The organism is Paenarthrobacter sp. A20, from assembly GCF_024168825.1.
In the GTDB taxonomy this organism is placed as follows: Bacteria; Actinomycetota; Actinomycetes; order Actinomycetales; family Micrococcaceae; genus Arthrobacter.
In genome coordinates this window covers 190,925-203,299 of record NZ_JALJWH010000001.1, presented here as the reverse complement: position 1 = coordinate 203,299, position 12,375 = coordinate 190,925, and the positions used below count along the sequence as shown (strand labels likewise).

15 protein-coding genes are annotated in these 12,375 nt (G+C 63.1%); 10 read left to right on the top strand and 5 right to left on the bottom strand.

Annotation, left to right across the window (positions count from 1 at the left end; all coding sequences use genetic code 11):
* Nucleotides 1-9: 9 nt before the first annotated feature.
* Nucleotides 10-861: a CPBP family intramembrane glutamic endopeptidase gene (locus tag J3D46_RS00980; protein ID WP_253464630.1), complete on the bottom strand. Its 852-nt coding sequence runs from the start codon at nt 859-861 to the stop codon at nt 10-12.
* A gap of 124 nt (nt 862-985) precedes the next feature.
* Complete coding sequence (locus tag J3D46_RS00975) at nt 986-1,924, bottom strand: NAD-dependent epimerase/dehydratase family protein (protein ID WP_231338392.1); 939 nt, start codon at nt 1,922-1,924, stop codon at nt 986-988.
* A 143-nt stretch (nt 1,925-2,067) separates the two neighbouring features.
* On the opposite strand from J3D46_RS00975, the gene J3D46_RS00970 reads away from it, so the two are divergent.
* The 9 genes from J3D46_RS00970 (at nt 2,068) to J3D46_RS00930 (ending at nt 10,160) form a co-directional block, all read left to right on the top strand.
* Entirely contained in the window at nt 2,068-2,805 is a 738-nt protein-coding gene (locus J3D46_RS00970; protein ID WP_231338391.1) for a TetR/AcrR family transcriptional regulator, read from the top strand.
* Nucleotides 2,806-2,821: 16 nt separating this feature from the next.
* Nucleotides 2,822-3,613: an oxygenase MpaB family protein gene (locus J3D46_RS00965; protein ID WP_231338390.1), complete on the top strand. Its 792-nt coding sequence runs from the start codon at nt 2,822-2,824 to the stop codon at nt 3,611-3,613.
* The gene (locus J3D46_RS00960; protein ID WP_231338389.1) at nt 3,606-4,499 is read left to right on the top strand and encodes a DUF817 domain-containing protein; all 894 of its coding nucleotides are present in this window, start codon (nt 3,606-3,608) and stop codon (nt 4,497-4,499) included. Before J3D46_RS00965 ends, J3D46_RS00960 begins: the two co-directional genes overlap by 8 nt.
* Nucleotides 4,500-4,635: 136 nt before the next feature.
* Entirely contained in the window at nt 4,636-5,442 is an 807-nt protein-coding gene (locus J3D46_RS00955; protein ID WP_231338388.1) for a hypothetical protein, read from the top strand.
* Nucleotides 5,443-5,445: 3 nt separating this feature from the next.
* Complete coding sequence (locus J3D46_RS00950) at nt 5,446-5,676, top strand: hypothetical protein (RefSeq protein WP_024818250.1); 231 nt, start codon at nt 5,446-5,448, stop codon at nt 5,674-5,676.
* Nucleotides 5,677-6,032: 356 nt separating this feature from the next.
* Nucleotides 6,033-7,898: a molecular chaperone DnaK gene (gene dnaK / locus J3D46_RS00945; protein WP_231338387.1), complete on the top strand. Its 1,866-nt coding sequence runs from the start codon at nt 6,033-6,035 to the stop codon at nt 7,896-7,898.
* A 2-nt stretch (nt 7,899-7,900) separates the two neighbouring features.
* Nucleotides 7,901-8,560: a nucleotide exchange factor GrpE gene (locus J3D46_RS00940; protein WP_231338386.1), complete on the top strand. Its 660-nt coding sequence runs from the start codon at nt 7,901-7,903 to the stop codon at nt 8,558-8,560.
* Nucleotides 8,561-8,749: 189 nt separating this feature from the next.
* Nucleotides 8,750-9,730: a DnaJ C-terminal domain-containing protein gene (locus J3D46_RS00935; protein WP_231338385.1), complete on the top strand. Its 981-nt coding sequence runs from the start codon at nt 8,750-8,752 to the stop codon at nt 9,728-9,730.
* A 10-nt stretch (nt 9,731-9,740) separates the two neighbouring features.
* Complete coding sequence (locus J3D46_RS00930; RefSeq protein WP_231338384.1) at nt 9,741-10,160, top strand: heat shock protein transcriptional repressor HspR; 420 nt, start codon at nt 9,741-9,743, stop codon at nt 10,158-10,160.
* A 9-nt stretch (nt 10,161-10,169) separates the two neighbouring features.
* Here the strand turns inward: J3D46_RS00930 and J3D46_RS00925 are convergent, their stop codons facing one another.
* Entirely contained in the window at nt 10,170-10,571 is a 402-nt protein-coding gene (locus J3D46_RS00925; RefSeq protein WP_231338383.1) for a hypothetical protein, read from the bottom strand.
* A 230-nt stretch (nt 10,572-10,801) separates the two neighbouring features.
* On the opposite strand from J3D46_RS00925, the gene J3D46_RS00920 reads away from it, so the two are divergent.
* Entirely contained in the window at nt 10,802-11,128 is a 327-nt protein-coding gene (locus tag J3D46_RS00920; protein WP_231338441.1) for a DUF3040 domain-containing protein, read from the top strand.
* 53 nt (nt 11,129-11,181) lie between these two features.
* Here the strand turns inward: J3D46_RS00920 and J3D46_RS00915 are convergent, their stop codons facing one another.
* Together J3D46_RS00915 and J3D46_RS00910 are read right to left on the bottom strand one after the other, a co-directional pair.
* The gene (locus J3D46_RS00915) at nt 11,182-11,607 is read right to left on the bottom strand and encodes a hypothetical protein (RefSeq protein ID WP_231338382.1); all 426 of its coding nucleotides are present in this window, start codon (nt 11,605-11,607) and stop codon (nt 11,182-11,184) included.
* Between the two features lie 86 nt (nt 11,608-11,693).
* Nucleotides 11,694-12,344, bottom strand: coding sequence for a hypothetical protein (locus J3D46_RS00910; RefSeq protein ID WP_231338381.1), 651 nt, complete (start codon nt 12,342-12,344; stop codon nt 11,694-11,696).
* Nucleotides 12,345-12,375: the final 31 nt, after the last annotated feature.

The following is a 12,375-nucleotide window of genomic DNA, read 5'->3' as shown; positions in this document are numbered from 1 at the left end:
CTCACGGGATCAGGCTGCGTCGATGGAAGCGGGGGAGTTGAGCTTCTTTCGGGTGGCATGTCCCTTGACGAAGAAGATGGCCAGCAATGCCAAAAGGATGTAGACCCAGTTGAAGATCCCGGCGAGGGAAATCAGGCCGGCCGCTCCGGCTGATTCGGTGGCAGCATCGATCCCACCTGTGGCCAGGAACGTGGTGGGATCCGTGGCGGCGTGCAGCAGGATCGCCCAGGTGATGCTGCCTGTGACCCGCATGGAGAGGTACATCATGGCACCAAATCCGAAGGTGTAGACCACGGTCACGGCGACAACCAGTGGCTCCATTGTGAGAATGTTTCCACTGTGCAGCAAGGCGAAATACGCGGTGGACAAAACGAAGACGAGCCGTTCACCGTAGCCACCGTTACGGAGCATGTTGACAACGATTCCTCGTGTGGCAAGTTCTTCGGTGAATCCCACGCATAGGCCGAAGAAGGCCATGACCAAGACAAGTCCCACCGAGTACGAGGACCAGTTGGTCGCTACCAGCCGCAGGACGATAGGGATGATGAGCAGGGGGATCACAACCCACATCCAAGCCTTCCCCCGGAGGGGCTGGGGGCCGAAAATCTCCTTGACCCAACCGAGCGAGCGTGCAAACAGGAGCAGCAATATTCCGGCGACCAGGATGGGCAGCGCCAGCGTAAGGAACGCGGTGAGCGGATCAGCCAACGGGTTTTCCAGGTTGATGAAGCCCCCGAACAGGGTGCCGATACCAAAGCCGATCAGTTCATAGACGCCCCAGTAGAGGGCAACGAACAGAAGTGCTTTCCACCACGTCCCACGGTTCCAAAAACGGATCCATCCAGAGTCACTTTCATGCATGCCCAGCACCTTCCTGCTTGTTCCCCCTTTAGGCCGGGGCCATCCTGATAAGCCTAGGTGATGCCGGCGTGTGAAAGGTGCGCCGCTGCGGTTTTTGCGGTGCGGGATTGATGTGGCTGCTGTTTCAGGAACGCTGTGGCATCCGCGCAGCTTCCTTCCACCACGTCATCGTTGCAGTTGCAGCTTCCATCAGGGGTGTCGGTTCCAGGCCCAGGAGCTTCTGGCTTTCCGAGGAATCCATCACGAACGGGCGTTCGAACTGGTACAGCAATTCGGCAATCTCGCGCATGTCCGTGGAGAAAACACCCGCCACCCGCAGCACCCATCCGGGCACGGCGCTCACCTTGGGCACAGCAACCCCTGCGGCCGATGCGTGTGCTGCGGCCATGTCTCCCTGGGTGACGGCTGCGCCTGTGGGGGCGTGCAGCACCGTGTTCCACAGTTTGGGCTTCTGCGCGGCCGCAATCATGGCTGCGGCGAGGTCCGGGACGTAGGTGAACGAGTGCGGCTGGCGTGTGCTTCCGATGAACTGCACTGCCTTGCCTGCCAGGATGGGCGCCACCATGCGCTCTCCGGCATGTGCCATCTTCACGCGTGGTCCGAAGAAGTCTCCGGCGACGACACTTACGGTGTCGGCGGCATGCGTTTTCCTCGCCGTCAGCAGCGCGGTCCGCACTCCGCGCTTGCCACCGGTAGCCGTACGTGGGCCGGCTTCGGTCATGACGTTGTCCGGCTCGCTGTACGAATAGAGGCTTTCGGGGAAGACGACGACGGCGCCCGCGGCTGCCGCTGCATCCATCACCACTTGCTCGGCTTGGGGGAGTTCGGCAGCCCAGGCGGAGGCGCGGTATGCGGATCCATGGATGCAATGGAAGACGGCGGTTGCTCCCTGAATCGCCTGATCCAGCTGCGAGGCGTCCGAGACGTCGGCCTGGACCCGTTCCACCAAGGGATGCTCCGGGCCGCTGCCGGACCGCGTCAAAACGCGCACCTGATGGCCTTGCCGGGCCAGTTGTTCCGCGACGGCGTAGCCAACGGGACCTGCTCCTGTGACGACGTACATAGTGTGCCTTCTTTCGGGTCTGTATCCGTGAAATCAAAAGCGAGAGCAGTGCTCTCTAAATCAGCATGAGGGTGAATGTCGACCATGTCAAGAGCACTGCTCTCGTTTGTTGACAGCGCTCTCTGTTGTGGCAAGCTATTGGCATGACGTCCGCCGGCTCCAGTGCAACCAAGACCAAGGGAACAACGCCGCGGGAACGCGCCCGCACCCAGACAATCGCCGACATCATCCGCCTCGGCCGGGAGCACTTGGCTGTCCACGGTGCGGCTGCCCTGTCCCTGCGCGCCGTGGCGAGGGATCTCGGCGTCGTATCCTCGGCCGTATACCGCTACGTCGAGAACCGCGACGAACTCCTCACCCTCCTGCTCATCGATGCCTACAACGAGCTCGGCGACCACGTGGATGCGGCCGTCGGAGCGGTCCCGCAACAGGATTTCGCCGGGCAGTTCAGGGCCCTCGGCAATGCTGTCCGTGCGTGGGCCATCCGCGAGCCGGCCAGCTACGCCCTGTTGTTCGGAAGTCCCGTCCCCGGGTATCAAGCGCCGGGGGAGCGCACCACCGTCCCGGGAACCCGGGTCATCGTCCGCCTCGTCGGTATCTTCGATGCCGCCTACCGTGCGGGTGCGCTCAACGCCGAGGTGACCCCCGCCGTCGTGATTCCTCCGGCCTTGGCCGCAGACCTGGCGGCCATTCGCGCCGAGATGAATCTCGGGGCCCCCGACCCGTCGCTTGCGCGGGGTGTCCTGGCGTGGACGTCGGTGTTCGGGGCCATCAGCTTCGAGGTTTTTGGGCAGTATGGCGCCGGCACCTTCGCCGCCCGCGACGAACTGTTCGCGCATCAGCTCAGCGTGCTGCAGGGCGTCGTGGGGCTCCAAGGCTAGGCGCTAAAGTATTCAGATGGTTCGAGGGCTTGCAGACATCGGTGCGGAGGGCGTCCTGCTCGCCGGTGCAGGCCGCGCCATACTGCTGCAAATCGCCGACCCCAAAGTGGGCCATGGCGTGGCCGAGCACAGCAATTTCGCCGAGCGCCCCATGGACCGCCTCCGCGCGACCATGACGTACGTATATGCGGTGGTTTACGGCTCGGAGGAGCAACTCAAGGCCGTCCGCCGCGCCGTCAACCGTGCCCACGCGCCGGTCCGCCGCGAACCTGACGGCGACTCCAAGGGCTACAGTGCCTTCGATGCCGAATCCCAGCTGTGGGTGGTCGCGACCCTCTACGACACCGCCGTCACCGTCTATGAGCAGGTGCACGGAACGCTCGACGGCGAGACCGCCGAACGTATTTACCGCGAGTATGCGCGGATCGGGACAGCCCTGCAGCTTCCGGCGGGCATGTGGCCGGCCGACCGTGACGCTTTCGCTGCCTATTGGGACGCCCACGTGCAAGGACTCCAGCCGGACGAGAAGGCGCTGGGGGTTGCGCGGGACCTGCTCCATCCAGCTGGTGGACCGCGGCTGTTGCGCCTGGCCATGCCGCTGGCGCGGTTCCTCACCGCAGGACTGCTGCCCGACCACCTGCGTGAAGGCTTCGGCTTTGAGTGGGGCCCGGGCCATGCGCGCCGCTTCGAACGGACCATGCGCCTGATGGGACGTGTTTATCCACGGCTGCCACAGCGGATCCGGCATTGGCCCCGCGATCACTACCTGGGCCAGCTGGTGGTGGACTCAAAGGTGCTGCATGCGTAACTCCACGTCGGTGGAAGAGTCCATCGATGCCCTTGCGCATCGGTATCTGGACCGCGTCCGGGGAAGTCGCCTGCAATCCGGGCTCACCGAGTTCGTAGTCTTCGGGCTGAAGCAGGCCTGGGCATGTGTTTTTGGGGCCGCACTGCTCGCCGTGATTATCGGGGCCCGCCTTTGGTATCCGGATAACGCAGGGCTTGCCCGTAACGATTTCCTGACCCTTGCCGCCGTCGTCATCCAAATTCTGATGATCAGCTTCAAACTGGAGACGCTGCGGGAATTGCGGGTCATCCTGCTCTTCCACGTGGTGGGGACGGTGATGGAACTGTTCAAGACGGACGTCGGATCCTGGGCGTACGAGGCGGAGGGGTTCCTTCGGGTTGGGGCAGTTCCCTTGTTCAGCGGGTTCATGTACGCGGCCGTGGGGTCCTACATGGTGCGTGTTTTCCGGCTGTTCGACCTCCGCTTCGACAGGTACCCGAGGCGCTGGATCACTGCCCTCGTGGCGGGTGCGATCTACGTCAATTTCTTCTCGCACCACTACATCTTCGACGCACGCTGGGTGCTGCTGGCCGCCGTCGTGCTGGTCTACGGGCGGTGCGTGATGCACTTTCGGGTGTTCCGGCGTCGTTTCCGCATGCCCATCCTGGTCTCGTTCCTGCTGGTGGCGCTGTTCATTTGGTTCGCGGAGAACATCGGCACTTGGTCCCGTGCGTGGCTGTATCCGAACCAACTGAACGGCTGGCAGGCCGTCTCCATCGACAAGCTGCTGGCGTGGTTCCTGCTGATGATCATCTCCGTGGTGCTGGTGGCGTGGGTGTACAAGCCGGAGCCGCTGGATGCCCTTGGCGCCGCTAAGGTCCCTAGGCTTCGCCGCGTAGCGCCTTGAGGGCCGCGCGGCGCGCGTGAGTTTGTTCCGGGGCGGAGGTTGAAATGTGAGGGCGCTGTGTCGTTAGGTGAAGCTTTGTGGTGGCACCTGCAGTTCAGCGGCGGTCCATGGCAGACGGGTCGCATATGATCACAGAATGCCGGACTTACCGTGGACCACCAATCAGTTGCGTAAATTGGGCATCTGCATCAGGGACTCCCGGCCAATTCCCGAATCACTCCCCACCTACGACGCCGTAATGGTGTACTACAACGACGTAGCTGCTGACACCCAATCAAAGATCAAAGCGTTGGATTGGACTCCGTTACTTGGTGAGCGCGTACCGGAGGTCACATCCCGCCCTAAGACCATCGATACCCTCCGGCAGAAGCTTCAGCGCGACCACTCGACGCCCTTGCAAAGCGTGCAGGACGTCGCTGGTGTGCGGTTTGAAGCAGAAATGACCCTTGATGAGCAGGACGGGGTGGCGAATGCTATCGCTGGTCTGTTCGGCCACGATCTGCAGGTGTGCTGTCGCGACATGCGGGACAGTCCGCATAGTGGATACCGTGCGCTTCACCTCTGGCTAAAACTCCCGGCGCGAGTTGAAGTCCAAATCAGAACCCACCTCCAAGGCCGATGGGCGAACACCTACGAAGCAGCAGCAGACGTGCTGGGCAGGGGGATCCGATATGATGAGTTGCCCACGGACGACAGGGAGAAACAGTTCGTCGTTGACCTACAAGACATCTCCACCACTGGCCTCTCTACCCTTGAGCGGCGCCGTAGCAAAGTCCGCACGCTTCGCAGCTTGGAAGAGGCCAAAAAACAGCCGTCCAAGCGCAAGCTGAGAGAATTCACTCAAGCGGAAAGAGACATGGACGAGACGGAGAATGTCGTCTTGGAAGGACTGGCGAACCTCAAAGCTTCGTTTGATACCATGCGGCTTACTAGGAAGGAATGAGACATGCCTGGCTATGTTATCGAGTACAACCGCATTACCGGCGATCGGCTGGTTACGGCATTTCCTGGAGCCGATGGTCATAAAGCAGCCCTCTTAGAGCGTCTGCGACTGGAGAAATTACGCCCCAGCGACGACTGGGAAGTTGTCTCGCTGAACAGCGACTCTTTGGAGACCGTCCAGAAGACTCATTCGCGTTACTTCACAGGCAAAGAGGTTCACGCTTTAAGCGCCTGAAACACGCCTCGTAGAGGAAGGACTCGGTCAGTCAGGAGACTGGCCGAGTCCTTCTTTCGTTTCCACTGCTCATGTAGAACGTTCTGAACCCGAGTGCCAACCTGACCTGGGCTTGCCAGTTCACCGTGGGCGAAACCAGCCCTCCAGCCGCGTGATTCCGGGGTTTCTCTATGCCCGAAAAACAAAGTTGAGCGCACTTGACTCAACTTTGGATTGACTTAATTCTGAGGCTGAGTACAGTTGAGTGCAGAACGCTCAACTAGCCGATTGTTGAGCAGGCTTCCGGCACGTAGACCGCCCAGCGGACCGCTGTCAGGTGCAATCTCCAACATCGGCCATTGAAAGGAAAACAAGATATGTCACGTGCAGTAGGTATCGACCTCGGAACCACCAACTCCGTGGTCTCTGTTCTCGAAGGTGGCGAGCCCACCGTCATCGCCAACGCAGAAGGCGGCCGCACCACGCCGTCGGTCGTTGCGTTCTCCAAGTCCGGCGAAGTCCTGGTCGGCGAAATCGCCAAGCGCCAGGCCGTCAACAACATCGACCGCACCATCGCTTCCGTCAAGCGCCACATGGGCACAGACTGGAACGTCGCCATCGATGACAAGAAGTACACGCCGCAGGAAATCTCCGCGCGTATCCTCATGAAGCTCAAGAACGACGCCGAGAGCTACTTGGGCGAAAAGGTCACCGACGCTGTGATCACCGTTCCGGCCTACTTCAACGACGCCGAGCGCCAGTCCACCAAGGAAGCCGGCGAAATCGCAGGCCTCAACGTCCTCCGCATCGTCAACGAGCCCACCGCAGCGGCACTGGCCTACGGCCTGGACAAGGGCAAAGAAGACGAACTCATCCTGGTCTTCGACCTCGGTGGCGGAACCTTCGACGTCTCCCTCCTCGAGGTTGGCAAGGACGAAGACAACTTCTCCACCATCCAGGTCCGCGCAACCGCCGGTGACAACCGCCTCGGTGGCGACGACTGGGACAACCGCGTCGTCGAGTGGCTCCTGAGTCAGCTCAAGGTCAAGGGCATCGACCTCTCCAAGGACAAGATCGCCCTCCAGCGTTTGCGTGAAGCTGCAGAGCAGGCCAAGAAGGAACTGTCCTCCTCCACCAGCACCAACATCTCCCTCCAGTACCTCTCCGTCACCCCCGACGGCCCGGTCCACCTGGACGAGCAGCTGACCCGTGCCAAGTTCCAGGACCTCACCAAGGACCTGCTGGACCGCACCAAGAAGCCGTTCCAGGACGTCATCGCAGAAGCTGGCATCAAGGTTGCCGACATCGACCACATCGTCCTCGTCGGTGGCTCCACCCGTATGCCTGCGGTCTCCGAGCTCGTCAAGGAACTCGCCGGTGGCAAGGAGCCCAACAAGGGCGTCAACCCGGACGAAGTTGTGGCCGTGGGCGCCGCACTCCAGGCCGGTGTCCTGAAGGGCGAGCGCAAGGACGTCCTCCTCATCGACGTCACCCCGCTGTCCCTCGGCATCGAAACCAAGGGTGGCGTCATGACGCACCTCATCGAGCGCAACACCGCTATCCCCACCAAGCGTTCCGAGACCTTCACCACCGCTGACGACAACCAGCCGTCCGTGGCTATCCAGGTCTTCCAGGGCGAGCGTGAGTTCACCCGCGACAACAAGCCGCTGGGCACGTTCGAACTGACCGGCATCGCCCCGGCACCGCGTGGTGTTCCGCAGGTCGAGGTCACCTTCGACATCGACGCCAACGGCATCGTCCACGTGTCCGCCAAGGACAAGGGCACCGGTACGGAACAGTCCATGACCATCACCGGTGGCACGGCGCTCTCCAAGGACGACATTGACCGCATGGTCCGTGAAGCCGAAGAGCACGCCGCTGAGGACAAGGCCCGCCGCGAAGCTACGGACACCCGTAACTCCGCTGAGCAGCTCGCCTACTCCGTCGAGAAGCTGATCGCCGACAACGACGACAAGCTGCCCGAGGAAGTCAAGACCGAGGTCAAGGCCGACGTCGACGCCCTCAAGTCCGCGCTGGAAGGCACCGACGACGCCGCCGTGAAGACTGCGTTCGAGAAGCTCCAGGCTTCCCAGACCAAGCTCGGCGAAGCCATCTACTCGCAGGCCGCCGCAGCTGACGCTCCGGGTGCCGGTGCAGAAGGTGCTCCCGCCGGTGAAAAGGCTGCGGACGATGAAGACATCGTCGATGCCGAAATCATCGACGAAGACGAAGCGAAGAAGTAGCCATGCCTCACCACGGCAACGAAGCAGAGCACTCTGAAGGCAACGAGCCGCGCAAGCCCGTGATTCGGGACAACCGCAAGGTTGACCCGGAGACCGGCGCAGCCCGTCACCCTGAAAGCGAAGCTGCGGCTCCCACCGAAGGCAACGCCGCTCCCACGGACGGCGACGCCCTCTCCCAGGCTGAGGAAATCCTCAACGGGGTAGAGGTGCCGGCTGAAGAGTCGGTAGCCTCCGGTGCCGCGGCTGAAGCCCAGGCAGCGGAGCTCCGCAACGACCTCCTCCGCCTTCAGGCCGAGTACGTCAACTACCGCAAGCGCGTCGAACGCGACCGTGCCGTAGCAGGAGAGATGGCCGTCATCGGCGTCCTCAACTCCCTGCTCCCGGTACTGGACGACGTCGACGCCGCACGCCAGCACGGTGACCTCGATGGCGGCCCCTTCGCCGCCATCGCCACCAAGCTGGAGAACGCGTTGAAGACGTACGGACTGGAACGCATCGCGGACACGGGCGTCGAATTCGACCCCACCATCCACGAGGCACTCATCCAGCAGCCCGGCGAGGACATCGAGGTTGACACGGTCAGCCAGGTGCTGCGCTCCGGATACCGCTCCGGTGAGCGGGTCCTGCGTGCAGCCCAGGTCATCGTGGCTGTCCCGGTGTAGGTTCCACCGCGAAGCGAGACAAGGGGCCCCGCCCCTACGCGTGGCGGCTTTAGTCCTACGGACTTAGCCGCCACGCTCCGGTAGGCCCGAAGCCACTCCCGGGCCCCTTGTCTCGCTCCGCTCCGGCGGTCGGCTCGCCTAAGGTGGGTGGACGCAGGTGCTTATTTATTGATTTGAAAGGAAACGCTCTTGGCCAGCCAGGACTGGGTTGAAAAGGATTTTTACGCGATCCTTGGTATCGCCAAGGACGCGTCCGACGCGGATATTAAGAAGGCTTACCGCAAGCTCGCCCGGCAGTACCACCCGGATACCAACGCTGGGGATGCTGCCGCGGAGAAGAAGTTCAAGGACATTTCCGAGGCATACTCGGTGTTGTCGAGTCCTGAGGACCGGCAGCAGTATGACGCCATCCGTGCCATGGGTGGTGCCCGGTTTGCTCCGGGTGCGGGCGCTGGACGTGGTGGTGCTGGAGCCAACGGTGGGTTTGAGGACCTGTTCGGTGGCTTGTTTGGTGGCGGGCCCGGGGCGCGTCAGCCTGCAGGCGGCGGTATCCCTCCGGAGTTCGCTGACCTGTTTGGTGGCGGCTTTGGCGGTGGCAACCAGACCGGGTTCCAACGGGCTCCGCAGAAGGGCTCGGACCGGACCGCGACGACGTCCATCTCGTTTGCCGGTTCCATCAAGGGCACCACCGTGAGCCTGCGAGAAAGCAATGGCAACGTCATCGACGTCAAGATCCCCGCCGGCATCAAGGACGGGCAGAAAGTCCGTCAGCGCGGCAAGGGCAATGTTGGCCCGGCCGGAAACGGCGACCTCATCATCACGGTGAACGTGAAGCCGCACGACTTCTTCCACCGCGACGGCGACAACATCCGCATCCACGTGCCGGTCACGTTCGCTGAGGCGGCGCTTGGCGCCACCATTGAGGTTCCAACGCTCGACGGCGACACCGTCAAGGTGCGCGTCCCGGCCGGAACACCGTCGGGTCGCACCCTCCGGGTCAAGGGCCGCGGCGTGAAAACGTCCAAGGCGACCGGCGACCTGTTGGTGACTATCGACGTCGCGGTTCCCCAAAACCTGAGCAAGGAAGCGGAGGAAGCCGTGAAGGCCTTCGCTGCTGCCACCACTGACGCCAACCCGCGTCACGACCTGGCCGCGAAGGCCCGGTTGTAAGGAGGCGGTCATGGGCATCGACGTCAACCAGCCGATCTTTGTCATCTCCGTAGCCGCGGAGCTTGCCGACATGCATCCGCAGACGTTGCGCCAGTACGACCGCTTGGGCATCGTCTCGCCCAGCCGTGCGCCCGGCAAGTCCCGCCGCTACTCGCAGAACGACGTCAACAAGCTGCGGGAGGTCCAGCGCCTCTCGCAGTCAGGCGTCTCCCTTGAGGGCATCAAGCGAATCCTTGACCTTGAAAACCAGGTCGCCGCGCTCCAGTACCGGGTGGCTGAGCTGACGGAAGAACTGACCCGCCGCCGCACACCGGCCGGCGCGCGCATCTTCGCTGCAGGCGCGGCCGGCGACGTCGTCAGCCTGGCACGCGGGCAGCGGCCCCGGGCGAGGTCGCAGGCTGTTGTGGTGTGGAGGCCCCGCGGGGATTAATTCCTCGAGCTAGTCCCGGCTGCGGTCCCAACTCACCACCACACGGGCAGCTCCCCCCTCGGTGCGCTCCACGTTGACCACGATCTGCGAGTCCGTTGCACCCATATCCCGGATCTGCTGCTTGTAATTCTCGAGGTGCTCCTGCAACGACTCTTCGGTCCACTCGCCGGGGCGCATCCTCGTGGAAATCTCCACTGGTTCCTCCCGGACAAGAATCTCGTCGGGCTGTTCGGTCGCTAAGGGTTCCGGCGTCGGGGAAGCCTGCGGCGCCAGCATCCGGAAGGCGAACGCGCCGCCGGCTATGCCAGCCGCCAAACCCGCTGCGATGAGCCAGATGGCGCGTCCTGGTCCGCGCCGTTTGGAACTGGTTCCGATCAGGTTTGCTGCCTTTTTGGAGCTTCGTCGTGCCATGGGAGTTCAACTTTCCAGTCGGCGTTCGGTGGTCCGTGCATCTGCGGGCCGCAACCCGCCCCTCCATCGTAAGCATCCTTAGAACCCTTGGTAAGCCGCGCGCCGCGTCCGCCGAAACCACCTAGCCGTCCAGCGCCGGTTGTACCTGTGGCTAGATGGGTGAAACGGGAAGATAATGAAGGCATGGCACGGCAAGCAGCGCTCGTGCTGATGACCTGAGCATCGTGAGGATGATTCCGGTGTCGTTGTCCGAAGAAGAACGCAGGAGCTTGGAAGAGCTGGAGCAGGAACTCGCGTCAACGGATCCCGGGCTCGCCTCTGAACTGAAGACTGGCCGCCCACGCGGAGCAACGGCCCGCACAATTCTTGGCGGCCTGGCTGTTCTGTCCGGCTTCGTCATGGTGATCGCCGGGATTATCACCCAGTTGGTAGTCCTGGGTGTCGTGGGTTTCCTGCTGGCCAGCGCCGGGGCCTACTGGCTTCTTGCCGGGTCTTCGCTCCGGGTGCGGATCGGATGGCGCCGGATCGGACGGCACGACGGCGAACCGGCACCTTAATGGGAATACGGCACCGCGGGCGCGGCCCCCGACGCCGGTGAGACGGACGCTTCTTAGGGAACCGGGGGTACGGGAGGCTGGATCGGAGTCTCCGGCTGCTTCACGGGTTCCGGCTCGCCCGGGGGCATCATCATGCGCCACGCCAGGACTGCGCCCGCGCCAACCACTGCCCCAACGAGGAGGCCGACAAGCCACCCGGACAGGCGTGGAGCACGCTGTGGGCTCTTGCGCTTCAGGGCCTGGGTGGTCCTCTTGACAGCGCTGGCAGCGGTCCGTTGGGCGTCCTTGGCCGCTTTCTTGTTGCCGGTCAGCGTGAGCATGACACCGTGAACCACGGCCGGGACGTCAGCGTGATCGATCCGGGTCAACGCCCACTTCACCACCGCATCAGCTTGGGACGATGTGCCGTCCGCCGCATGCGTCACCCACTCCCGTGCAAGATCCTGCACGGCGGGAATGATGTTCTGTGGTTTGTACATGGTGCACCCCTATCGGAGTAGATGGCCCCGTTTGCCAGCCTACGCCGGAGCCCCTGCGACCAACAGGGCGCCCCGGCGTCGTAGGGTCAGTCGCGGACCACTGCCGCCAACTCCACCGGGTTCTCCAGGCCGGCCCACTGGCCATTGAGGGTCAACTGGTTGTGGAGCTCAGGAGCTGCCGCGGTGCTGGCAGAAGCGTCCGCGGCCACATCCAGGACCCGCGCCACTTTCAACCGCAGCTCGCCCGCGTCGATGATCGTCACGCCGCTGCCCGATACCGGCGCCGAGGCACTCAAGGTGGGAACACCGCCGTCGAGCTTTCCGCTGCCTTTCACCGTGACCGTACTGGGCCGCGGTTCCGGCTCGCCGTCGACGATCAGTTCCGCCTCTTCCTGGCCGGTCAAGATGGCTGTAGCGAGGGCTTTGACGTAAATGGGGTCGGCGCAGGCGTCGTAGACATAGCGCTTGCCCAGGACCGAGTGATCCATGGTGCCTATGAGCCAGTCCTCGGCACCGGCCAGCTCGAAGCCGCGGTAGCTGAGGGGAACCTGGTAGATGCGCTCGCCGGCGGTGACGACGTGGGTCTCGATACCCACTTCTCCAGCGGGATCGTCAAAACGGTAGGCGCCGATGAGTTCCGGGGTGCCGTCCTGGATGAACCAGGGTTGCTTCGGCAAGTAGTCAGCGATGAGTTCGAGCTTGGACGGGGACAGGGTTGCCTTGTGAATGATCGCCATGGACTCCAGCCTAGGGCAGGGTGCCGCGGTC

Coding starts and splice junctions, on each gene's coding strand:
- J3D46_RS00975 (WP_231338392.1), bottom strand. CDS start 1,924: ATGTACGTCGTCACAGGAGCAGGTCCCGTTGGCTACGCCGTCGCGGAA.
- J3D46_RS00950 (WP_024818250.1), top strand. CDS start 5,446: ATGCCTGGCTATGTTATCGAGTACAACCGCATTACCGGCGATCGGCTG.
- J3D46_RS00920 (WP_231338441.1), top strand. CDS start 10,802: ATGATTCCGGTGTCGTTGTCCGAAGAAGAACGCAGGAGCTTGGAAGAG.
- J3D46_RS00960 (WP_231338389.1), top strand. CDS start 3,606: ATGCGTAACTCCACGTCGGTGGAAGAGTCCATCGATGCCCTTGCGCAT.
- J3D46_RS00925 (WP_231338383.1), bottom strand. CDS start 10,571: ATGGCACGACGAAGCTCCAAAAAGGCAGCAAACCTGATCGGAACCAGT.
- J3D46_RS00970 (WP_231338391.1), top strand. CDS start 2,068: ATGACGTCCGCCGGCTCCAGTGCAACCAAGACCAAGGGAACAACGCCG.
- J3D46_RS00980 (WP_253464630.1), bottom strand. CDS start 861: ATGCATGAAAGTGACTCTGGATGGATCCGTTTTTGGAACCGTGGGACG.
- J3D46_RS00955 (WP_231338388.1), top strand. CDS start 4,636: ATGCCGGACTTACCGTGGACCACCAATCAGTTGCGTAAATTGGGCATC.
- J3D46_RS00940 (WP_231338386.1), top strand. CDS start 7,901: ATGCCTCACCACGGCAACGAAGCAGAGCACTCTGAAGGCAACGAGCCG.
- J3D46_RS00965 (WP_231338390.1), top strand. CDS start 2,822: ATGGTTCGAGGGCTTGCAGACATCGGTGCGGAGGGCGTCCTGCTCGCC.
- dnaK (WP_231338387.1), top strand. CDS start 6,033: ATGTCACGTGCAGTAGGTATCGACCTCGGAACCACCAACTCCGTGGTC.
- J3D46_RS00910 (WP_231338381.1), bottom strand. CDS start 12,344: ATGGCGATCATTCACAAGGCAACCCTGTCCCCGTCCAAGCTCGAACTC.
- J3D46_RS00915 (WP_231338382.1), bottom strand. CDS start 11,607: ATGTACAAACCACAGAACATCATTCCCGCCGTGCAGGATCTTGCACGG.
- J3D46_RS00930 (WP_231338384.1), top strand. CDS start 9,741: ATGGGCATCGACGTCAACCAGCCGATCTTTGTCATCTCCGTAGCCGCG.